The sequence below is a fragment of the Oceanobacter sp. ABM4_470 genome (assembly GCF_056158645.1).
Genome location: NZ_JBSWTR010000001.1, coordinates 3,340,643 through 3,361,539 on the forward strand (window position 1 = coordinate 3,340,643; position 20,897 = coordinate 3,361,539).

Consider the following 20,897-nt stretch of genomic DNA (forward strand, 5'->3'; position numbering starts at 1 on the left):
CAACGCCCCGGGAACGCCGTATCGCCATGGACCCGCAACTGGATCTGACCCGCCTCAAGGGCGTCGGGCCCAAGCTCAAGGAGCAGCTCCAGCGCCTCAATATTGAGTCGCTGGCGGAGCTGCTGTTTCACCTGCCATTTCGCTATGAAGACCGCAGCCGCATTCAGATGATCGGCAGCCTGCAACACCAGCAGCCCGCGGTGATTCAGGGCGAAGTGCGCAGCGCCGACGTGCTGTTTGGCAAGCGTCGCTCGATGCTGGTGAAACTGGCCGACCACAGCGGTGTAATCAGCCTTCGTTTCTATCATTTCAACGCCAAACAGAAAAACCAGTTCCGCAAAGGCGCGTTGGTGCGCTGCTATGGCGAAGCCCGTCGGGGTGCCAGCGGGCTGGAGCTGTACCACCCGGAATACCAGCTACTGGACGATGCGTCGGAAGAACTGCCCGAAGCGCGCCTGACGCCGGTCTATCCCGCCACCGAAGGCATCAGCCAACAGCGACTGCGGCTGCTAATGGAACAGGCGCTGGAGTTTCTGCGCGACGACAGCGTACCGCTCAACGACCTGCTGCCGCCTCAATGGCTGGCCGAATGGCACTTGCCGACGCTCAAGCAAGCACTGCTGTTTTTGCATCAGCCACCCGCCGACGTGCAATTGGAACAACTGTTGAACGGCAGCCACACCGCCCAACGCCGATTGATTCTGGAAGAGCTGCTGGCTCATCAGCTGTCGATGCATCGGCTGCGCTCGAAGGCACAACAAGACGGCGCCCCCGTGATGACCCCCTCAGGCACACTGAAACAACAGCTGGTCGCCGCACTGCCATTTACCCCCACCAACGCCCAGCAGCGGGTCACCGGAGAGATTCTCAACGATCTCAGCAAGCCAGTGCCCATGTTGCGGCTGGTGCAAGGGGACGTCGGCTCCGGTAAAACCCTGGTCGCCGCCATGGCCGCTTGCCAGGCGCTGGAAAGCGGTTTTCAGGTAGCCTTGATGGCACCCACCGAAATTCTTGCCGAGCAGCACTTTATCAATATGACCCGCTGGTTCGAGCCACTGGGCATCAAAACCGGCTGGCTGGGGGGCAAGACCCGCGGCAAAGCCCGTAATGAATCCTTACAGGCCATCGCCAGCGGCGATGCCCAACTGGTGATTGGCACCCATGCGCTGTTTCAGGACGAAGTAAAGTTCCAGCAGCTGGGGCTGGTGATCATCGACGAGCAACACCGTTTTGGCGTCCACCAGCGACTGTCGCTGAAGGAAAAGGGCAACCTCAATGGCCAGTCACCCCACCAGCTGATTATGACTGCTACGCCGATTCCACGGACGCTGGCGATGAGCGCCTACGCCGACCTTGATACCTCCATCATTGATGAGCTCCCCCCGGACGCAGCCCGATCCAGACCGTCGCAGTATCGGACAACCGCCGCGAAGAAGTGATCTACCGGGTGGCCAGTGCCTGTCAGGGCGGCGCCCAGGCGTACTGGGTGTGTACCCTGATTGAAGAAAGCGAAGCACTGCAATGCCAGGCCGCTGAAAACACCGCTGCCGAACTCACCGAACAACTGCCGAACTTGCGGATTGGTCTGGTCCATGGCCGCCTCAAGGCACAGGAAAAAGCCGCCATCATGGCGCAATTCAAGGCCCACGAACTCGATTTACTGGTGGCCACCACCGTGATTGAAGTAGGCGTTGATGTACCTAACGCCAGTTTGATGGTGATTGAAAACCCGGAGCGACTGGGATTGGCACAGCTGCACCAACTGCGCGGCCGCGTTGGCCGGGGCTCGGTCGCCAGCCATTGCGTGCTGTTGTACAAAACACCGCTATCAATGACCGGCAAACAGCGCCTGCAAGTGATGCGCGACAGCCAGGACGGTTTCTACATTGCCGAACAGGACTTGATGATTCGAGGCCCCGGCGAGGTACTGGGCACTCGCCAGACCGGCCTGCAAACCTTGCGGGTGGCCGATTTACAACGGGATGGCGAGCTGCTGCCAGCGGTACGCGAAATGGCGACACACCTGTGGAATAACCATCCATCGGTGGTCGATCCACTGATCGATCGCTGGCTTGGCGAAGCCGAACGCTTCGCCGGGGTGTAATCCGGTTCTCTCCCGACACCCGACACCCGACACCCGAGGCTGCGCGCCCCGCTCACTCCCGACTCCCAGCCTGACAGAACAAGCCAGTTTCGCCGCATCGGCGCAAAATTTTCCGCCAGCCTTGCCACGCTGAACTATATTTTTTTAATAGCCTGAGTATTCCGGAAGCCTGACGCCGCAGCCGTTGCTGCCAATCAGCACGCCTCCACGGACTCAGCGCCTCACCAAACGACAATTTGAGATGTTGGAGTAGGTAATGGCAATACCGGCCTCTGTGCAAAAGGTTCTGGACGAATGGAACGTCAAATACTCGATATCTGATGGTTTTCAAAACGAGCGGACGATGATCGAAACCGGATTCGGCACTACCCCAGGCAATTACGCCAAGGTTATTTTTCTCAAGGACAGCGCGAGCAAGGTACAGGTGGTGATTCCTGCCAACCGCATGCTCGACCTCAACCTGATTTCCCACCAGACCGGCCGTCAGTTCAGCGCCGTACCACCAGAAGAACTGGCACAGCTGAAACGCCAGTTAGGGCTGGATGATTTTCCGGCACTGCCGCAGCTGACCCGACTCGACAGCCTGGTAGACCGCAGCTTGCTGGAGTATTCCGAGCTGTTTATCCAAACCGGCCATGGCGACCAGCACCTGAGCATGCCAACCGACCAGTTCCGGGCACTGACCGCCAGCTCACAAATTGGCAACTACACCGCCGCCCTGCAAATCGATGTGCTGCACAACGACACCAGCGCCGATCAAGAAGATGTCCACGCGGCGGTGGAGCAATTTACCCCACTGCGTATTCAGCAGCGCCTGCAAGACACCCTCGACCTGCCACCGCTGCCGGAAACCGCCCGCAAGATCATTGAATTGCGGGTCGACCCCGACGCCGATACCGTCACTCTGGCGCGCACCATTGAAGTCGACCCATCGATTGCCGCCCAGGTGATGAGCTGGGCCCGCTCGCCCTACTACCGTTCACGCGGCAACATCAACACGGTGGAAGAAGCCGTGCTGCGAGTGCTGGGGTTTGATCTGGTGATGAACCTGTCACTGGGGCTTGCTCTGGGCCGCACGCTGAGCGTGCCAAGAGAAGGCCCACACGGCTACACGCCATTCTGGCAACAAGCGGTGATGGGCGCGGCACTGGCCAGCGAATTGACCCGCAAGATCAAGGGCAAGAAAAAGCCGGACAGCGGCTTGGCCTACCTGTGCGGCTTGCTGCACAACTTTGGCTATCTGGTGTTAGGTCAGGTATTTCCGCCGCAGTTTTCGCTGATCAACCGTCATATTGAAGCCAACCCCCACATCAACCGTTTCTACATTGAACGGCATTTGTTGGGGCTGTGCCGGGAACAGATGGCCAGCCTGCTGCTGGGCCAGTGGAATTTGCCCGCGGAGGCCGTAATGGCCATTCGTCAGCAACACAACCCGTTCTACTGTGGCGACCACGACAACTATGCCCAGCTGCTGTACGTCACCACCCGGGCACTGCGCCAGCGTGGCTACGGCGACGGCCCGATCGAGGCGCTTGATCCCAACGTACTGGACGCACTGGGTTTAACGCAGGAAACCGTCGACGAAGTCGCCGATGAGCTGATTGAACACGTGGGAGAGTTGGCTGATATGGTCACGGCGCTGTCTTCCTGACAGCCCGACCATCCGCGGTATCAGAGCGCTGTCTTCAAACGCCCTGACGGCCGTCAGGGACGAAAGATGTCCGAGTGCTTCAGCTCGGGAATCAGTTCCAGCAAGCCGTCCAGGCCCATCCGCCGCAAGTGGCGTTGGTTACGCTCGGGAATCCGCTCCGGGTGGCTTACCGACGCCAGAGCCTGCTCCATGTCGTCTTCCCGAATCAGGTGCAACATAGGGTAAGGAGAACGATTGGTGAAATTGCTCGGATCTTCCGGCGCTTCGCCTTCAAAGCAATATTGCGGATGAAAGGTCGCCAGCTGAATCACCCCTTCGTGGCCCATTTGCTGCAACAACTCGTCGCAAATCATGGCCCAGTTCCAGTACTCGTCAAAGTCCTGTAAGGCATGAGGTACCACAAACAAGGCGGTCGGAAGTTCGGCGGGATCGGCATCGACCACTTCGGCCAACAGATCCATGAATTCTTTGGTGATCTGGTTCAGATCGGAAGAGTCACTGACCCGAATGGCCAGTTGCGGCATAACCGGATGGGCGAAAGGACAGAGTCCCTCGCCCACCACCAGCCGGGAAACCCAAAGATGGGTTAATGCTTCGGCTGTCATCACTGTTGCTTATTGAACAGCGTCTTTCAGACCTTTACCTGGCTTGAAAGCAGGTACTTTGGCAGCAGGAATGGTGATAGCAGCACCAGTCTGTGGGTTTTTACCCTGACGCTCAGCGCGGTTACGTACTTCGAAAGTACCGAAACCGATCAGGCTTACGTTGTCGCCTTCAGCCAGAGCCTGAGCGATGCGGTCAGTGATCACAGTGATCACTTCAGACGCTTTTTCCTTGCTCAGGTCAGTTTTCTCTGCAATGGCCGCTGCCAATTCTGGTTTACGCATGAAATATCCTCTCTATGAAAGATACGGGTTATACCAACCCGATTTTAAAAATAAAGGCACACCTGTGAGCCCCGACCGTCCACAAGGTTCTGTAGAAATCACAAAAGCTCGTAAATGCCGTCGGATCTGATCCCGACAAAACCGATCAACCCGTGGCAAAAGCCGGTCGATGACGCTGACCGGGTCAACAGGGCTACACCATATCCTCGCCCAGCGGCTGAATAAAACAAATTGCCGTTTCAAGCCAGCATTGCCCAAATTGTAGCCTGAGCCGCATGGTTACTGGGACCGGCCGCCTAAGCTACTGTCGAAATCGGCGAAAATCAATGGAAGAAAGCCCGACTCTTGCCAGTATTTGTGATTTGGCGCATGCTCCGCCGCCATGATTTCCCCGATTGCCTGCCAAGCGCGCCCCTTTTTCACACCCGCTCCGCCGTGGAGCGGCCTGCACCGCAGCGCCGCGCTGCCATTACCGGCATCCCAGCGGCGCTGGCTGACCGACACCGGATCACTGACCTTGAGACTGTCCCGAATGGATCAACGCCAGTTCAGCGTCACACTCGTCAGCGAGCGTCAGGGACGTGCCAGTCCGATCGAAAGCCGCGACCTGGGCTTACCCACCAGAGCCCCTGTGTGGATTCGGGAGGTGCTGTTGCTGCTTGATGACGACTTGCAGGTTGAGGCACGTACCGTTATTCCGATGCGCTATTTGCGCCAATTGGGCAACCCGGTACGCCGTCTGGGTAACCGCTCACTGGGCAGCTTCCTGTTTCGCCATCCACAGCTGCAACGCCAGCCGATGCGGTTTTGCTGCCTGCCGAAGCACAAAAGCGCCAGCGGCCGCCTGCAAGACCTGATCACCAGCCCCTGGTGCCGCCGTTCGGTGTTTCACATTGGCACCAGCAAACTGTTGGTCAGCGAGGCATTTGCCAGTAACCTGCTCAGCGGCCAGCCCTGAAGGCCGCGCGCCAACCCGATTTCGACCCGCACCACAGTAAGGACCCCGATATGAAGCCGTTGACCCAAACCCTCGATCGAGTCTGGCCAGACTGGCACCAATGGGTTCAGATCACACGGTTCGACAAACCGGTGGGCTCCTATCTGCTGCTGTGGCCTACCTTTTGGGCCTTGTGGATTGCCGCTGAAGGGGTGCCAACGCTGGCCAACCTGATTATTTTCACGCTGGGCGTGTTCCTGATGCGCTCCGCCGGCTGTGTGATCAACGACTACGCCGACCGTGAAATAGACCGCCACGTCAAACGCACCAAAGACCGGCCACTGACCCAGGGCCGACTGACTGAAAAACAGGCGCTGATCGGCTTTGCTGTACTCTGTCTGACGTCGTTTGTACTGGTGTTGTTCACCAACAGCCTGACCATCTGGCTGTCATTTGGTGGCGTGGCGCTGGCGGCCCTGTATCCGTTTATGAAACGTCACACCTACCTGCCACAGGTGTTTCTGGGAGCGGCATTTTCGTGGGCGATTCCGATGGCGTTTGCCGCCGAAGCCAATCAACTGACCACCATCTGCTGGTTAATCTTTATTGCCAAACTGAGCTGGACGGTGGGCTACGACACCATCTATGCCATGGTCGACCGTGATGACGACTTGAAGATTGGCGTTAAAAGCACCGCCATCCTGTTTGGCGACATGGATGTGACGATTATCGCCACCCTCTACGCCGTGGCGCACTTATGCCTGTTTTCCGTTGGCAGCCAACTGCAACTACACTGGAGCTACTGGCTTTGCTGGCTGGCCGCTGGCGGCTTCATGGCCTGGCAAATCATCAACATCCGCAGCCGCGATCGCATGGGCTGTTTCCGTCAGTTTCGACTGGCGCATTGGTATGGCGTGATGATGTTGGCAGGATTGATTGCGGGCTATGCCCTGCGCTAAGCCCGGGCTTTGGCCAGGCCGCCCGCGAATGGCGCTGTCGACCGGCTTTTGACGAGTCGCTGACAATGTCACACCGCTGTAACACAAGGCCAGTGTAATACAAGCCGCCTATTAATATTGTGTGACAATTTTGTGACGAGCAACCTATGACTAAAGCTGGCAAAAGCGTCTTGATCGTAGACGATGAAGCACCGATTCGTGAAATGATCGCCGTGGCCCTTGAAATGGCCGGTTACGAATGCATGGAAGCGGCTAACGCTCAGGAAGCCCATGCACAAATTATCGACCGCAAACCCGACCTGATTCTGCTCGACTGGATGCTGCCTGGCACCAGCGGAGTAGAATTTGCCCGTCGTCTGAAGCGTGAAGATCGCACCGCCGAGTTGCCGATCATCATGCTGACCGCCAAAGGCGAGGAAGACAACAAGGTTCAGGGGCTGGAAGCCGGTGCCGACGATTACATCACCAAACCTTTCTCCCCTCGTGAACTGGTTGCGCGCCTGAAAGCCGTACTTCGCCGTTCAACCCCACAGGGTATCGAAGAACCGATTGAAGTCAGCGGCCTGCTGCTGGACCCGGTTTGCCACCGCGTGACCTCGTTCGACAAGCCGCTCGACATCGGCCCGACCGAATACCGCCTGTTGCAATTCTTTATGACCCACCAGGAACGTGCCTATTCACGTGCACAGTTGCTTGATCAGGTCTGGGGCGGTAACGTTTACGTCGAAGAGCGCACCGTGGATGTTCATATTCGTCGACTGCGCAAGGCGCTGGGTGAAGCCCATGAACATATGATTCAAACCGTTCGTGGCACCGGCTATCGTTTCTCTACAAAAGTTGCCTGATATTCAATGAATCCAATTTGGCGCAGGGAGTTGCGTCGCGTGTTTTACCTGTTGGTAATGGGCGTGGCGCTGGGTTACTACCTCGACAACCCCTTCATCGGCATTTGCGCCGTACTGGCTGGCTATATTGGCTGGCACTGGTTACAGCTCTACCGCCTTAACCAATGGCTTGAAGATGGACAAAGCTCCTTATTGCCCCGAACCCTCGGGATCTGGGGCTCCGTCTTTACCCAGACCCAGCGTTTGCAGCAACGCAGCATTAAAAACCAGCAGCAACTGCAAGGCGTGATCAACCGTATTCAGGACTCTACGGCGGCCTTAAAAGACGCCGTGATGATGGTCGACTCCACCGGGGCGCTGGAATTCTGGAATCAGGCCGCTGAAGGCTATCTGGGCTTGCGCCATCCGGTCGACCTCGGCCAGCCGATCACCAACCTGATCCGTACGCCGGAATTCAAATCCTACTTTGAACAAGCCGACTACCGCGAACCGCTGGTGATCAAATCGCCGGTAAACCCGCAACTGTCGTTGCAGTTCAACATCACCCTGTTTGGCCGCCGTGACCGCTTGATTCTGGTACACGACATCACCCGCCTGAAACAGCTGGAACAAATGCGCAAGGACTTCGTTGCCAACGTCAGCCACGAACTGCGCACCCCACTGACGGTGATTTCCGGCTATGTCGAAACCATGCAAATGGGCGCCGACATGCTGCCTCCGCGCTGGGCCCGCATGCTGCAACAGATGAACAGCCAGAGTCACCGTATGGGCAACCTGATCAAGGATTTGCTGATGCTGTCGCAGCTGGAAACCAGCCAGGCCAAGGATGAACAAAGCATCGACGTCGAAGCCATGCTGCAATCGATCGAAACCGATGCCCGAGCGCTCAGCAATGGTCGCCATCAGGTCAATCTGGTGCATGCCGACAAGCAGCGCTTGACCGGCAACTACAACGAGATTCGCAGTGCCTTCTCAAATCTGGTGTTCAACGCGGTGAAATACACCCCGGACGGTGGCTCCATCAACATTGAATGGCGCCAAACCCGACATGGCGGCTGTATGAGCGTAAAAGACAACGGTATTGGCATTGCCGCACACCACGTGCCGCGCCTGACCGAACGTTTTTACCGCGCCGACCCCAGCCGTAGCATTGAAACCGGCGGTACCGGTCTTGGACTGGCCATCGTCAAACACGTGCTGCTGCACCACCAGGGCGAGCTGAAGATCGAAAGTGAGGAAGGCAAAGGCAGTACCTTCAGCTGTGTGTTCCCGCTGAAGCGTATGACCGACGGCGTCGCTGACGCGACTAGCGACAACGAGCAATAAAGCGCGACAGGGCGTCCATTTTTTCGGGGTCGTCATCGACAATCCGGATGCGGATCTGAATGGTTTCGGCATCCGGATGCGGCTCCTGTGCTTGCAACATCCGCACAAAGCCGTTAATCCGTGCAATCACCTCTTGCTGGTCATCGGTGATATCAATCACCACCTGTTCCAACAACCCCGGCACCTCACCGCTGCGCTTGAAGACCCCCAGCAGCTCAATCAGGTTCATGTCCTTGATCACCAGCTTGGCTTCGCCACCGGACGCAAACCGCACCACTGCAAGTCCCATCGCCTTGCCACCACCCTTGGGCTTTTTCTCTGCCGCCGCAGCCGGTTGTCCGGCCAGCAGCGGCGACCCGGCAGCAGGCTGAGCCTTGGCAGGCGCTGAAGGTTTAGCCGGGCTGGCACTACCGCCCATCAAGACCGACGCACCGCCCATGTCCCCGGCAACCTTCTGTTCAGAGGTTTTCACCGGCCGTACTTTCAGGTGCCGAAACACCATCCGGGTCAGCTTGTCGACGAAAGCATCGCGGGTAAATGGCTTGCCGATGTAATCCGACACCCCCGCTTCCACCGCCTTGACCACATGATCCTTGTCGCCCCGGCTGGTGATCATCATAAACGGCGTTTTTTCGTGCTGGCTTTGCGAACGCATCCATTGCAGCACTTCCAGCCCCGACATTTCAGGCATCTCCCAGTCGCACAGCACCACATCCACCTTGTGGCTATTGAGCATGGCCACCGCTTTCTTGCCATTAATGGCTTCCACCAACTGGCAATTCGGGTAGGTTTGCTTGACGGCTTTTTTCACCAGATCGCGAATAAACGCCGCATCATCTACCAACAGAAAGGTTAACTCGGCCATGCCTTGTGCTCCGCACCAGAAAACGCAGGTCCCCCTGCCTGATTCCTCAGCGTAGACGAGGTTGACGCTGCTCGCGCTCCATCTGCCACATGGTGGCACCAATGACCGCCGCCGGTGGCACCAGACAATTGAGTACCGGCACAGCCATCAGCAAGGATACCGATGCACCAAAGCCATAGGCCGTCCAACGCGTCTCGGCAACAATCTTGCGGCTGCTGCGGAAATCTTTCTGATGGTTATCGAGGGTGTAGTCACTGTATTGCAACGACATCACCCAGCTACCAAAGGCAAACCAGACAAACGGCATCACCGGAATCAGCAACGGCAGCAACAAGGGAATCACAAACAGCAGCAGATAGCGCGGCATGTAATAGGCCATTTTCACCAGTTCGCGGCCAAGCGTACGGGGAATCAGGCTGGCCAGACTCTCCTCCGGCGCGACAATGCCGTAACGCTCTTCAATCTTGCCCGCCAGCAAGCCGTAAAACGGGCTCGCCAGCAGCAACAAAATGGCCGAAAAGAAGTAGCCCGACACCATCACCGACAGCAACACCGCAACCGGCACAATCAACCACGCCAGCCAGGCCCACCAGCCTTCGTGCAGCCAGTCCATGCCGGTGACATAACCCACCGCCCAATACACCCCGGCGGTCAGAATCACCAGGTTCATCAGAATAGGCAGCCATACATAACGGCGAATGCCCGGTTCATTCAGCAGCGCAAAGCCTTTCAGCAGATACCCTGCCCCACTTACGAGGTTGTCTTTCATTTCCAGTCCGTGCAACAAATTGACAGTTTTTATACAATGCGCGCCCCATTGCGCAAGAGACACACCCACCATGACGCCTGATCGTCTTGACCGAGTGGTATCCACCCTCAATCGTCGGCAACCCGACCTCACCGTGATTACCGACGAAGTCTACAAGTCCCACAACCAGGCGGCCATTGCCCGTACCTGCGATGCCTTCGCAGTACAGGACCTTCACGTGGTGTGGCCAAGCCGTGGCAGTGGTGATTTCCGCATGAGCAACGCCACCGCAGCAGGCTCCGGCAGCTGGGTAACGGTCAACACCCACGACAACATCGAAAGTGCCATCACCGGCTTGCAGCAACAGGGCTTCCGCGTGTGCGCTGCGCACCTGACCGACCGTGCGACCGACTTCCGCGACTACGATTTCACCCAGCCAACGGCGCTGCTTATGGGCACCGAAAAGGAAGGCGTCAGCGATACCGCCGCCGAACTGGCCGACGAACACCTGATCATTCCGATGTACGGTATGGTACAGTCGTTTAACGTTTCCGTCGCAGCGGCTATTATCCTTCATGAAGCCAGCCGTCAGCGGGAAGCCGCCGGCATGTTCGACCAGCGCCGCATGAGCGACGAGCGTTTCGAGCAGCTGCTGTTTGAATGGTGCCAGCCTTCGGCCACCAAACTGTGTCACAAGTACAAATTGCCGTATCCGGCACTGCGTGAAGACGGCGAAATCGCCGATCCACAGGCATTTTCACAACTGATCAATGAACAGGCGCACAGCCGCTGATTACCGCCATTTTCTGTTGTAGCGACATTGCCCATAAAGCTTGTGCGATATATCGCACAAGCTCGTGCGACATACCGAATTCCTCCCTCCAGACTATCCACAAAATCCAACGAAGAAATATCCAAGCCTTTGTTTTTAAAGGTTTTTTATAAATCACCCAAGCCTTGGATTCCCAATTGTCGGGTTTGGTTCACATAACGAAAGTTCTTCCTTTGCTACATTTCTATCCGCAGGCAGCACTTGATCAGGACGATCACCAGACAGCAGGACGTTGATCTGGTTGTAACGGACGACATTACTCAGGATGAGTGAGACGGATCTCAACACGGAGTGTTTGCAGGACAAGGTCTGGATGACCTCGACGATTCAGGATGAATCGGCATGGAAAGCAGGACAAGGTCTGGACGACCTCAACGATTCAGGATGAATCGGGCACGGACAGCAGGACGCCTCGGGATGAGGTTATGGAACACGGATGATTATGCTGGGATGGCATCGCAAGGATTTGCGCAGGGAAGATTGGCCAGGATGCTTACCAGGACGGTAAAGGGACAATCAGCGATGGATTCGCGCAGGGATGACCAACACGATGGATTGTGGCAAGGATGAACGTGGAATCATGGAAAGTTCCAGGGTGCTGTGGCGGCCGGTACAGGATGTACTGCCGCCCATTTAACACCTGACACTCGGCGTTCAGGCACGCCTTACTCTTCTTTTTTACGCCCCAAAACACGCACGCTCAATACATCAAGTGAAACCAATCTACGCTCGCGCGCACTTGCCGTGGTGTTTGGCCGTGTTGTCTTGTGATGTAGCACCAAACGTTATGCCCGGCTCAGCTTTTGCGATGGAATCGCTCGGCCATTAACCCCAGCGCTGTAAACGCCACCACGACTGAAACGCCGTAGTATTGCGCTGACACACTCATCAGCAATGTTGCCAGCACCGGCACCACCCAAACAGTGATCGCCCCATAGCCGAACGTACACAGCGCGATAAAGACAGCCACCCGAACCACCATCCAGTGTTTCCTGACCGCACGACGCACCATGCCGTTAATCGTATCGCCAAAGATCACCAGCAAAGTGGCAACCAGGGCCAATGCAATATCGTGATTGTAGGGTCTGATCCAACCCGAAAGACTGACAAGAAGATCCATTCTGATTCCACAACTGCGGTAGCCAACAAGTGGTCGTTCAGGGCGAACGTCCGTTTCAGAATGAAGAATAGCAGGCATAAAAAAACCCGCGTAAACGCGGGTTTTTTAATATGGTGCCGGCACCAAGAGTCGAACTCGGGACCTACTGATTACAAGTCAGTTGCTCTACCGACTGAGCTATACCGGCTAAGTGGGCGTGAATATTACTGATGAGATTTCACTGCGTCAACAGAAAAATCTCGTAATATTCTGAAAAACCGAAGTTTTTTTATTCGCCGCTGTGGTCCTGTTCGTCCTGCTGGGCACGCTCTTCCATCTCGCTGATGGAGCTGTGACGAACGTCTGCACCACTGACCACGTAGATCACCTGCTCGGAGATGTTACGGGCGTGGTCACCAATACGTTCTACCGCACGCAGAATCCAGAGGATGTTGATCGCCTGGGAAATGGAACGTGGATCTTCCATCATGTAGGTGATCAGCTCGCGCAGGGCCGCGGAGTACTGCTGGTCAACCAGCTTGTCGTTACGTACCACGTCCAGTGCACCTTGCACGTCACAACGGGCAAAGGCGTTCAGCGCACCAGAGATCATTTTGCAGACCTCGGCACCCATGTAACGAATGGACTGCTGGGAGAAGCCATTGGCGGCGTTGCCACCGACTTCACGAGCATGTACGGCAATTTTGCTGGCTTCGTCACCAATACGTTCAAGGTCACGTACCACGCGGGATACGGCCAGAACCATACGCAGGTCGGAGGCTGCAGGCTGACGGCGCACCAGAATCTGGGTGCATTCGCGGTCAATCTCAACTTCCATCTGATCCACCTCGTCTTCACGACGAATGATGTCGTCGGCAGGCGTTGAATCGCCAGACGTGATGGCCTCGATGGCATTGGCAACCTGACGTTCAACCAGGCCGCCCATTTCCATCATCTGGCTGCGGATGGCTTCAAGGTCAGCGTTGAACTGACCTGAAATGTGTTGGTTAAAACCAATCTCCATGGAGGAACCTGAGTTAGGCACTGAAATGCTCCTTTAGCCGAATCGGCCGGTAATATAGGCTTCGGTCAGGGCGTGCTGTGGCGTGGTGAAGACCATGTCGGTCGGATTCACTTCGATCAGCTGACCCAGATGGAAGTAGGCTGTACGTTGGGAAACACGAGCTGCCTGCTGCATCGAGTGCGTTACGATGGCAATCGTGTAGTTCTCACGCAGTTCGTCAATCAGTTCTTCAATCTTAGCAGTTGCAATCGGGTCCAGTGCGGAACACGGTTCATCCATCAGGATCACTTCCGGGTCTACCGCAATGGTACGGGCGATACACAGACGCTGCTGCTGACCACCTGACAGACCGGTACCCGGCGCGTGCAGACGGTCTTTCACCTCGTTCCACAGACCAGCGCGCTGCAAGCTGCGCTCCACCACTTCGTCCAGCTCGTCACGGTGGTTTACCAGACCGTGGATGCGTGGACCATAGGCGATGTTGTCATAAATGGATTTCGGGAACGGGTTTGGCTTCTGGAATACCATGCCAACCCGCGCACGCAAAGGTACAACATCCACCTTTGGAGCATAGATATTTTCGTCGTCCAGCAGAATGTCGCCAGTGATGTTGCAGATATCAATGGTGTCATTCATGCGGTTGAGGCAGCGCAGGAAGGTCGACTTGCCGCAACCGGAAGGGCCAATCAATGCAATCACTTCGTTGGCGCCGATGTCCAGACTGACGTCGAAGATGGCCTGTTTTTCCCCATAGAACACGCATACGTCACGTGCTTTCAGCTTGGGATTGTCGCAGAACGGTTCGCCATCGGTTTTGTGGTTTTCAATGATGCTCATAACTAAATCCTGAGAAAAAACTTACCAACGACGCTCAAGACGGCGACGCAGCATTACGGCTACTGTATTCATCGCGATCAGGAAGCCCAGCAGCACAATGATGGCGCCTGATGTACGTTCGGTGAAAGCGGCTTCCGGGCTGTCTGACCAGAGGAAAATCTGAACAGGCAGAACCGTCGCCGGGTCGGTAATGAAGCCAGGTACGTCCACCACGAAGGCAATCATACCAATCATCAAAAGCGGTGCAGTCTCACCCAGAGCCTGCGCCATACCAATGATGGTACCGGTCAACATGCCCGGCAGTGCCAGTGGCAGTACGTGGTGGAACACCACCTGCATTTTTGAGGCACCCAGACCAAAGGCGGCTTCACGAATCGACGGTGGTACTGCCTTGATGGCAGCACGACCGGAAATAATGATGGTTGGCAACGTCATCAGGGTCAGTACCAGACCACCCACCAGCGGCGTGGAACGGGCAACACCAAAAATGTTGATGAAGATCGCCAGGCCCAGCAAACCAAAGGTGATACTCGGCACCGCCGCAAGGTTGTTGATGTTGATTTCAACGATTTCGGTGATGCGGTTCTTCGGTGCAAACTCCTCCAGGTAAATGGCGGCGGCCACACCAATCGGGAACGACAGCAGGAAAGTCACCAGCAAGGTCAGCAAGGTACCTTTGATGGCGCCATGCACACCGGCCAGTTCTGGCTCACGGGAATCACCGTTGGTGAAGAAGCTGGTGTTGAAGCGGGTTTCCAGACGACCGGATTCGACCCACTGCATGGCCCACTGGTACTGAACATCGCTCAGGCGACCCTGAATGCCCTGTGGGTAGTCATGCTTGAACCACTGGTCGACTTCGTCGTCCATGATCAGGTCAACCTTGATGGTGTCGCCAATCAGATCCGGGTTGCCGAGTACCAGCCCCTGCAATTGCCAGTGTGCGCCAACGCTGACCATGCTGTACAGGTCACGACGCTGACTGCGCTTGGTGACGTTCATTTCGTCACGCAGCTGCTGCTTGATCAGACCCTCGTAGTTACCGTTCATCAGCTCTTTTTCAGACGACTGACGAGTCAGACCCAAATAGTCCTTGTCGAGGTGCACTTCGGTGTGCAGCACGGTCTGGGCGAAGGCTGAGGTGCCTTTCGACAGAATGTTGCCAAACAGCACCACCAGGCACAGCAGACCAAATGCGATAGACAGCATACCGTAGGTGCGGAAGCGGGACTCCGCACGACGGCGGCGTCCCATACTGCGCTCAACTTTGGCGCGAGTTGTCATGGTTTGATTAGTCATATTGTTCCCGATACTTCTGTACCACTTTCAGTGCGACATAGTTCAGCGTCAGGGTCACCAGGAACAGAACCAGTCCCAGTGCAAACGCGGCCAACGTCTTGGCGGAGTCGAATTCCTGGTCACCGACCAGCAGGGTCACGATCTGTACCGTCACCGTGGTCACGCTTTCCAGCGGGTTAGCGGTCAGGTTGGCTGCCAGACCAGCGGCCATGGCGACGATCATGGTTTCACCAATAGCGCGGGACACCGCCAGCATCACAGCGCCGACAATACCCGGCAGGGCCGCTGGCAAAACCACCTGACGTACGGTTTCGCTGCGAGTCGCACCCAAACCATAGCTGCCGTCACGCAAGGACTGTGGCACCGCATTGATCACATCGTCAGACAGCGACGATACGAACGGAATAATCATCACACCCATCACCAGACCAGCAGCAAGGGCGCTTTCAGAGGAAACGGTCAGACCCAGATGGGTGCCGAACTCTTTCAAAATCGGAGCAACCGTCAGAGCGGCAAAGAAGCCGTATACAACAGTTGGAATACCGGCCAGTACTTCCAGCGCTGGCTTGGCGAAGCTACGCACACGCGGGCTGGCGTATTCGGACAGGTAAATGGCCGACATCAAACCAATCGGTACCGCGATCAGCATGGCAATAAAGGAAATCAGCAGGGTACCGGTGAACAGCGGTACCGCACCAAAGCTGCCGGAGGAGCCAGACTGGTCGGCTCGCAGGGCAACCTGTGGTGACCAGGTAGTGCCAAACAGGAATTCAATCGGGCTGACCTTGCCGAAGAACATCCAGGCTTCAAACAACACACTGGCCAGAATGCCAACGGTGGTCAGTACGGCAATACCGGAGCTGGCGAACAGCATGCCACGGATAATGCCTTCCATTTCATTACGAGCATTGCGGCTCGGCACCAGGCGACGCAAGGTCAGGGCAAAGCCCGCCAGCGCCAGCGCCAGAATAACGCCCGTACTCAGCAGTTCGTTGCGCGACTGCAACTCAACCAGGTGCAGAATGGCAGGGGACAGTGATGCATCAGCTTCCACGTTGGCACCGTTGGCGAGGTTATGAACCTTGCTCAGCGCCAGTTGCACACTGGTTCCGCCCTGCTCCTGCACTGCCTGAGGCAGTTGGGCAACCAACAAATGATCAATAACCGGCTCGTCCATAATGCCCCACAGGAGCATCAGTAACAGCGGTGGCAAACAGGTCCACAAGGACAGCAGGGAACCGTAATGGCCTGGCAGGGAGGAAAGTGGCGTATCGGCCGAAGCCAGTGACTTGGCGCGCCGGGTGCCTACCAGATATGCGATAACGCATAGAATCGCGATGGTGATGAGCAGGAAGCTGAACGTCATGAGACAGGCCTGAAATTAAACGAAATTACCGGCCTAAGCCGGATTTGTATCGGAGGTAGTCCATCAACCCGGCAGGCCGGGTTGATGGTAGCAACAAACTTACAGGGTCTTCAGAGCCTTAACGTTTGCTTCTACTTCCTTGCGGGCGGATTCAAGCATAGGAATCATGCCTTTGTCAGCAAGATAACCGTCTTCGCCCATGGCGCGAGGGGAAGTGAACTCGGCCAGGTATTCCTGAATGCCAGGGATCACGCCGATGTGAGCCTTCTTGACGTAGAAGAACAGGGAACGGCTGATTGGGTAAGAACCTTCAGCGATGTTGTCGAAAGTTGGCTTCACACCGTCAACAATGGCACCTTGAACCTTGTCTTCGTTCTGCTCCAGGAAGCTGTAACCGAAGATACCGAAGGACTCAGGGCTGGCGTCCAGCTTCTGAACGATCAGGTTGTCGTTTTCGCCAGCTTCAACGTAGGCGCCGTCTTCACGCAGACCGTGACATACGGCCTTGTACTTGTTCTTGTCGGACTTCTTCATGTCCTTGATGAACGGGAACTGCTTACAGCCACCTTCCATCGCCAGCTCAACGAAAGCATCACGGGTACCGGACGTTGGTGGTGGACCCAGAACCTTGATTGGGGTGTTTGGCAGCGCCGGGTTAACGTCTTTCCAGGTTTTGTACGGGTTTTCGATCAGGGTGTCGGAACCGTCAGTGGCTGGAACGTTCTTGGCCAGAGCCAGGAAAATGTCCTTACGGGTCAGTTCAACGTTATCAACCTTGCTGGAATGAGCGAACACAATGCCGTCGAAACCGATGGTTACTTCAACGATGTCTTTTACGCCGTTTTTGGCACACAGCTCGATTTCAGACTGCTTGATCTGACGGGAAGCGTTGGTAATGTCCGGGGTCGCATCGCCCACACCGGAACAGAACAGCTTCAGACCGCCGCCGGAACCAGTAGATTCAACTTTTGGGGTTTTGAAGTCAGTAGACTTACCAAAGCGCTCGGCCACAACAGTGGAGAATGGGTATACGGTAGAAGAACCGACGACGCTGATGTAGTTACGCTCTGCAAAAGCAGAGGAGCTGAAAGCAGTTGCCAGCAACAGAGCACCGGCTGCGATAGTACGTTTCATGATGTTTCCTTCGTTGCGACATTACGACCTGCACTCAACCACAGGTAAGACACCTGTTTTGCAAAGGCTGCTCTGCAAATCTGACCGCCGCCATACTGTTACTGTTTTGTGACATTAAAGTTACAGGCTAGACGGAATCGTGAAGAATTTTCGATTTTTTCACTCGCAGGCGCAGACAGCCCTGTCAGCAGGTGTAGCGATGAACCGAAAAGCAGTACACTGCTCACTAATAATTTCAAATAATGAGTGTGGCGATGAAACCAGTATCAAAGGACGACTCTGTGCCGTCTCCCAGTGGCGAACTGGCTCTGCGGCTGATCCCGACCCGAGGTGATACCAATGTGCATGGCGATATCAGCGGTGGCTGGGTGGTAGCACAGATGGACCACGCTGCCGAAACTGTTGCAGCCAGGGTCGCTAAGGGTCGTATTGCCAATGTGGCACTGGAGTCGGTGGTATTTATGTCGCCCATTCGGGTCGGTGCAGCGGTGTGTTTTTACACCCGCCTGTTGGATATCGGCTCATCGTCCATTCGCATTGCTATTGAAGTCTGGACCCAGAATCCGAATGAAGATGAACGCCGCAAGGTGGTAGATGCTGTGTTTGTGTACGTCGCCATCGACGACACCGGCCGCATTCGCCGGGTACCCAAGGCGAAATAAACCGACGCCAGCACAGACGTCGGTATTGTCAGGGGCTACAGCACCGTCAGTTTGGCAAAGCTGACCACCAGCCATTTGCTGCCAGCATCGTCAAAGTTCACCTGCACGCGCAGCCCTGGCCCCTGGCCTTCAAACTGCAAGACGGTGCCTTCGCCGAACATCTCATGAAAGACCCTCTGACCCAGCCCAAAGGGCAGGTCTGCGCCCTTGGTGAACATGGCTCGACGGGGCTGACTGTCACGGGCCGTGACTGGCCGGGTGACGCTGTTTTTCAGTCGTACTTCCTCGATCAGCTCGGACGGCACTTCGCGAATAAAGCGTGATGGCGTACTGAAATTTTCCTGACCATGCAGACGACGGCTTTCAGCATGGGTCATCACCAACTGCTCCATCGCCCGGGTGATGCCAACGTAGGCCAGACGGCGCTCTTCTTCGAGGCCATCACCGTCATCCATCGACATTTTGTGCGGGAACAGGCCTTCTTCCATGCCCGCCAGCACAACCTGCGGAAATTCCAGACCCTTGGCTGAGTGCAGCGTCATCATCTGCACCGCGTCGTCGTATTCTTCGGCCTGGCCTTCGCCCGCATCCAGCGCCGCACTGTCGAGGAATTGCGCCAGCTGTGGCACCTCTTCGTCTTCGCCCTCAAACAGCTTGGCCGCGTTGACCAGCTCCTCGAGGTTTTCGATGCGGGCCTGACCTTTCTCGCCTTTTTCTTTCTGATGGTGAGCGATCAGACCGGATTGCTGGATCACGTTATCGACGATCTCGTGCAACTCCAGCTCTTCAATGCCCACGCTCAGCTCATCAACCAGCTCCATAAAGCCGTCCACCGCGGTACTGGCGCGTTTGGGCAAAGCCCCCTGCTGGACCACCATGGAACAGGCTTGCCACAACGAACAGCCCTGATCCCGCGCCACTGAACGCAGGACGTCGAGGGTTTTCTCACCAATCGCCCGCGACGGCACATTGATTACCCGCTCCATCGCAGCATCGTCATCGCGGTTCATCAGCAACCGCAGGTAAGCAATGGCGTTCTTGATTTCAAGCCGTTCGTAGAATCGCTGACCGCCATAAATGCGGTACGGAATGCCCGCTCGCAGCATGGCTTCTTCAAGCGTGCGGGACTGGGCATTGGAACGATACAGGATGGCCATTTCGGTGCGCTGACGACCCTGTCGGGTCCAGTCTTCCACCAGATCGGCGATGTAGCGGGCTTCGTCCTGCTCGTTAAAAGCGCGGTACAAACGCAACGGCGAGCCATCCTCACCATCGGTGATCAGGTTTTTGCCCAAACGGCCGCTGTTGTTCTGAATCACGGCGTTGGCTGCCGCCAGGATGTTGGCCGTTGAGCGGTAATTTTGCTCCAGTTTGATCAGCTCGGCACCGGGGAAATCGGACTGGAAATTGCGGATATTGCCAATATTGGCGCCCCGCCAGCCGTAGATGGACTGGTCATCGTCCCCAACCGCCATGACGGATACCGACTGCCCTGCCAGGTTCCGAATCCAGGCGTACTGGATGTTGTTGGTGTCCTGAAACTCGTCCACCAAAATGTGGCTGAAACGCTGCTGGTAGTGCTGCAACAGGTCGGGATTCTGCAGCCAAAGTTCATGGGCTCGCAGCAGGATTTCGCCAAAATCGACCATGCCATTTTGCTGGCAGTGTTCTTCGTAGATAAAGTAGAAATCCCGCAGGGTGCGGGCAAACGGGTCGGCCGACGGCAGTACATGAGCGGCCCGGCGGCCCTCGTCTTTTTGCTCGTTGATAAACCACTGCAACTGCTTCGGCGGATAACGGCTCTCGTCGACGTTATTGGCTTTCATCAAGCGCTTCACCAGCCGCAGCTGGTCATCGCTGTCGAGAATCTGGAAATACTGCGGCAGCTTGGCTTCGCGCCAGTGATGCTTCAGCAGTCGATGCGCCAGACCGTGAAAGGTGCCCACCCACATGCCGTTGGCAGGCACTTCCAGCAATTGCTCCAGACGCCCTTTCATCTCGCGGGCAGCCTTGTTGGTAAAGGTCACCGCCATCACAGCAAACGGCGACACCTGCTCTACCTGCAACAGCCAGGCGATGCGATGTACCAGCACCCGGGTCTTGCCCGAACCGGCCCCCGCAAGCACAAGCTGATGGGGTGAGTTGGCCGCCACGGCGTTGCGCTGGGCGTCGTTCAATTGGTCTACGAGTAATGAAATATCCATGCGGCGAGTGTATCAGATGGCTGCTTTTCAGGGTCGATAATCACAATGTACCTGTTTTTTTGTACAGCACCTAGAAGTATGGCGACGAAAGCCCGCCGAGCGGCGTATAATCTTTTCC

The 20,897-nt window shown here is 56.3% G+C and carries 19 protein-coding genes, 1 tRNA gene and 1 pseudogene; 9 read left to right on the forward strand and 12 right to left on the reverse strand.

Translation table 11 applies throughout. The features are described 5' to 3' along the window. Positions 1–26: 26 nt before the first annotated feature. Positions 27–2,104, forward strand: a pseudogene (gene recG, locus ACXADJ_RS14715) (ATP-dependent DNA helicase RecG). A 256-nt stretch (positions 2,105–2,360) separates the two neighbouring features. After that, positions 2,361–3,755 carry an HDOD domain-containing protein gene (locus ACXADJ_RS14720; RefSeq protein WP_475067274.1) on the forward strand — a complete coding sequence of 465 codons (1,395 nt, stop codon included), beginning with the start codon at positions 2,361–2,363 and terminating at the stop codon, positions 3,753–3,755. Positions 3,756–3,808: 53 nt separating this feature from the next. Here ACXADJ_RS14720 and ACXADJ_RS14725 read toward each other — a convergent pair whose 3' ends face one another. Continuing rightward, positions 3,809–4,360: a DUF1415 domain-containing protein gene (locus ACXADJ_RS14725; protein WP_475067276.1), complete on the reverse strand. Its 552-nt coding sequence runs from the start codon at positions 4,358–4,360 to the stop codon at positions 3,809–3,811. 9 nt (positions 4,361–4,369) lie between these two features. After that, positions 4,370–4,642 (reverse strand): HU family DNA-binding protein, encoded by a 273-nt coding sequence (locus ACXADJ_RS14730; protein ID WP_028292287.1) that lies wholly within the window; start codon positions 4,640–4,642, stop codon positions 4,370–4,372. 382 nt (positions 4,643–5,024) lie between these two features. Here ACXADJ_RS14730 and ACXADJ_RS14735 point away from each other — a divergent pair, with 382 nt between their 5' ends. From ACXADJ_RS14735 to phoR, 4 genes are all read left to right on the forward strand, one after another. Beyond that, the gene (locus tag ACXADJ_RS14735) at positions 5,025–5,600 is read left to right on the forward strand and encodes a chorismate--pyruvate lyase family protein (protein WP_475067278.1); all 576 of its coding nucleotides are present in this window, start codon (positions 5,025–5,027) and stop codon (positions 5,598–5,600) included. Between the two features lie 50 nt (positions 5,601–5,650). Next, positions 5,651–6,538 carry a 4-hydroxybenzoate octaprenyltransferase gene (ubiA, locus tag ACXADJ_RS14740; protein ID WP_475067280.1) on the forward strand — a complete coding sequence of 296 codons (888 nt, stop codon included), beginning with the start codon at positions 5,651–5,653 and terminating at the stop codon, positions 6,536–6,538. A gap of 146 nt (positions 6,539–6,684) precedes the next feature. Beyond that, on the forward strand, positions 6,685–7,383 hold the full coding sequence (gene phoB / locus ACXADJ_RS14745) for a phosphate regulon transcriptional regulator PhoB (RefSeq protein WP_028292285.1): 699 nt from the start codon (positions 6,685–6,687) through the stop codon (positions 7,381–7,383). A gap of 6 nt (positions 7,384–7,389) precedes the next feature. Beyond that, on the forward strand, positions 7,390–8,709 hold the full coding sequence (phoR, locus tag ACXADJ_RS14750) for a phosphate regulon sensor histidine kinase PhoR (protein WP_475067282.1): 1,320 nt from the start codon (positions 7,390–7,392) through the stop codon (positions 8,707–8,709). Here the strand turns inward: phoR and ACXADJ_RS14755 are convergent. Further along, the gene (locus tag ACXADJ_RS14755; RefSeq protein ID WP_475067284.1) at positions 8,690–9,574 is read right to left on the reverse strand and encodes a response regulator; all 885 of its coding nucleotides are present in this window, start codon (positions 9,572–9,574) and stop codon (positions 8,690–8,692) included. The genes phoR and ACXADJ_RS14755 overlap by 20 nt on opposite strands. Positions 9,575–9,620: 46 nt before the next feature. Next, on the reverse strand, positions 9,621–10,343 hold the full coding sequence (gene cysZ, locus ACXADJ_RS14760; RefSeq protein WP_475067286.1) for a sulfate transporter CysZ: 723 nt from the start codon (positions 10,341–10,343) through the stop codon (positions 9,621–9,623). Positions 10,344–10,413: 70 nt separating this feature from the next. Between cysZ and trmH the strand changes: the two genes are divergently transcribed. Both trmH and ACXADJ_RS14770 read left to right on the forward strand, forming a co-directional pair. Further along, entirely contained in the window at positions 10,414–11,115 is a 702-nt protein-coding gene (trmH, locus tag ACXADJ_RS14765; RefSeq protein ID WP_475067288.1) for a tRNA (guanosine(18)-2'-O)-methyltransferase TrmH, read from the forward strand. Between the two features lie 304 nt (positions 11,116–11,419). Beyond that, a complete protein-coding gene (locus ACXADJ_RS14770) occupies positions 11,420–11,542 on the forward strand; it encodes a hypothetical protein (protein ID WP_475067291.1) in 123 nt (40 codons plus the stop codon). A 408-nt stretch (positions 11,543–11,950) separates the two neighbouring features. On the opposite strand, the gene ACXADJ_RS14775 is transcribed toward ACXADJ_RS14770, so the two are convergent. From ACXADJ_RS14775 to ACXADJ_RS14805, 7 genes are all read right to left on the reverse strand, one after another. After that, complete coding sequence (locus ACXADJ_RS14775) at positions 11,951–12,274, reverse strand: DUF3392 domain-containing protein (protein WP_475067293.1); 324 nt, start codon at positions 12,272–12,274, stop codon at positions 11,951–11,953. 111 nt (positions 12,275–12,385) lie between these two features. Next, a tRNA-Thr gene (locus tag ACXADJ_RS14780) sits at positions 12,386–12,461 on the reverse strand. Between the two features lie 81 nt (positions 12,462–12,542). Then, on the reverse strand, positions 12,543–13,298 hold the full coding sequence (gene phoU / locus ACXADJ_RS14785) for a phosphate signaling complex protein PhoU (RefSeq protein ID WP_322785967.1): 756 nt from the start codon (positions 13,296–13,298) through the stop codon (positions 12,543–12,545). 12 nt (positions 13,299–13,310) lie between these two features. Then, complete coding sequence (gene pstB, locus ACXADJ_RS14790; RefSeq protein ID WP_028292278.1) at positions 13,311–14,114, reverse strand: phosphate ABC transporter ATP-binding protein PstB; 804 nt, start codon at positions 14,112–14,114, stop codon at positions 13,311–13,313. A gap of 21 nt (positions 14,115–14,135) precedes the next feature. Next, positions 14,136–15,413, reverse strand: a complete 1,278-nt coding sequence (gene pstA / locus ACXADJ_RS14795) for a phosphate ABC transporter permease PstA (RefSeq protein ID WP_475067296.1) — start codon at positions 15,411–15,413, stop codon at positions 14,136–14,138. Next, on the reverse strand, positions 15,406–16,779 hold the full coding sequence (pstC, locus tag ACXADJ_RS14800; RefSeq protein WP_028292276.1) for a phosphate ABC transporter permease subunit PstC: 1,374 nt from the start codon (positions 16,777–16,779) through the stop codon (positions 15,406–15,408). Before pstC ends, pstA begins: the two co-directional genes overlap by 8 nt. Before the next feature lie 99 nt (positions 16,780–16,878). After that, positions 16,879–17,913 carry a PstS family phosphate ABC transporter substrate-binding protein gene (locus ACXADJ_RS14805; protein WP_028292275.1) on the reverse strand — a complete coding sequence of 345 codons (1,035 nt, stop codon included), beginning with the start codon at positions 17,911–17,913 and terminating at the stop codon, positions 16,879–16,881. 254 nt (positions 17,914–18,167) lie between these two features. On the opposite strand from ACXADJ_RS14805, the gene ACXADJ_RS14810 reads away from it, so the two are divergent. Continuing rightward, positions 18,168–18,575, forward strand: coding sequence for an acyl-CoA thioesterase (locus tag ACXADJ_RS14810; RefSeq protein ID WP_028292274.1), 408 nt, complete (start codon positions 18,168–18,170; stop codon positions 18,573–18,575). 35 nt (positions 18,576–18,610) lie between these two features. Here the strand turns inward: ACXADJ_RS14810 and uvrD are convergent, their stop codons facing one another. Continuing rightward, positions 18,611–20,779 carry a DNA helicase II gene (uvrD, locus tag ACXADJ_RS14815; protein ID WP_028292273.1) on the reverse strand — a complete coding sequence of 723 codons (2,169 nt, stop codon included), beginning with the start codon at positions 20,777–20,779 and terminating at the stop codon, positions 18,611–18,613. Positions 20,780–20,897 lie beyond the last annotated feature (118 nt).

What these genes read in the sequence shown, in the direction of transcription:
- pstA (WP_475067296.1), bottom strand. Translation starts at nt 15,413, where the DNA reads ATGACTAATCAAACCATGACAACTCGCGCCAAAGTTGAGCGCAGTATG.
- ACXADJ_RS14775 (WP_475067293.1), bottom strand. Translation starts at nt 12,274, where the DNA reads ATGGATCTTCTTGTCAGTCTTTCGGGTTGGATCAGACCCTACAATCAC.
- ACXADJ_RS14755 (WP_475067284.1), bottom strand. Translation starts at nt 9,574, where the DNA reads ATGGCCGAGTTAACCTTTCTGTTGGTAGATGATGCGGCGTTTATTCGC.
- pstC (WP_028292276.1), bottom strand. Translation starts at nt 16,779, where the DNA reads ATGACGTTCAGCTTCCTGCTCATCACCATCGCGATTCTATGCGTTATC.
- ACXADJ_RS14730 (WP_028292287.1), bottom strand. Translation starts at nt 4,642, where the DNA reads ATGCGTAAACCAGAATTGGCAGCGGCCATTGCAGAGAAAACTGACCTG.
- phoB (WP_028292285.1), top strand. Translation starts at nt 6,685, where the DNA reads ATGACTAAAGCTGGCAAAAGCGTCTTGATCGTAGACGATGAAGCACCG.
- trmH (WP_475067288.1), top strand. Translation starts at nt 10,414, where the DNA reads ATGACGCCTGATCGTCTTGACCGAGTGGTATCCACCCTCAATCGTCGG.
- ACXADJ_RS14720 (WP_475067274.1), top strand. Translation starts at nt 2,361, where the DNA reads ATGGCAATACCGGCCTCTGTGCAAAAGGTTCTGGACGAATGGAACGTC.
- cysZ (WP_475067286.1), bottom strand. Translation starts at nt 10,343, where the DNA reads ATGAAAGACAACCTCGTAAGTGGGGCAGGGTATCTGCTGAAAGGCTTT.
- ACXADJ_RS14805 (WP_028292275.1), bottom strand. Translation starts at nt 17,913, where the DNA reads ATGAAACGTACTATCGCAGCCGGTGCTCTGTTGCTGGCAACTGCTTTC.
- ACXADJ_RS14735 (WP_475067278.1), top strand. Translation starts at nt 5,025, where the DNA reads ATGATTTCCCCGATTGCCTGCCAAGCGCGCCCCTTTTTCACACCCGCT.
- uvrD (WP_028292273.1), bottom strand. Translation starts at nt 20,779, where the DNA reads ATGGATATTTCATTACTCGTAGACCAATTGAACGACGCCCAGCGCAAC.
- ACXADJ_RS14770 (WP_475067291.1), top strand. Translation starts at nt 11,420, where the DNA reads ATGAGTGAGACGGATCTCAACACGGAGTGTTTGCAGGACAAGGTCTGG.
- ACXADJ_RS14725 (WP_475067276.1), bottom strand. Translation starts at nt 4,360, where the DNA reads ATGACAGCCGAAGCATTAACCCATCTTTGGGTTTCCCGGCTGGTGGTG.
- ACXADJ_RS14810 (WP_028292274.1), top strand. Translation starts at nt 18,168, where the DNA reads ATGAAACCAGTATCAAAGGACGACTCTGTGCCGTCTCCCAGTGGCGAA.
- ubiA (WP_475067280.1), top strand. Translation starts at nt 5,651, where the DNA reads ATGAAGCCGTTGACCCAAACCCTCGATCGAGTCTGGCCAGACTGGCAC.
- phoR (WP_475067282.1), top strand. Translation starts at nt 7,390, where the DNA reads ATGAATCCAATTTGGCGCAGGGAGTTGCGTCGCGTGTTTTACCTGTTG.
- pstB (WP_028292278.1), bottom strand. Translation starts at nt 14,114, where the DNA reads ATGAGCATCATTGAAAACCACAAAACCGATGGCGAACCGTTCTGCGAC.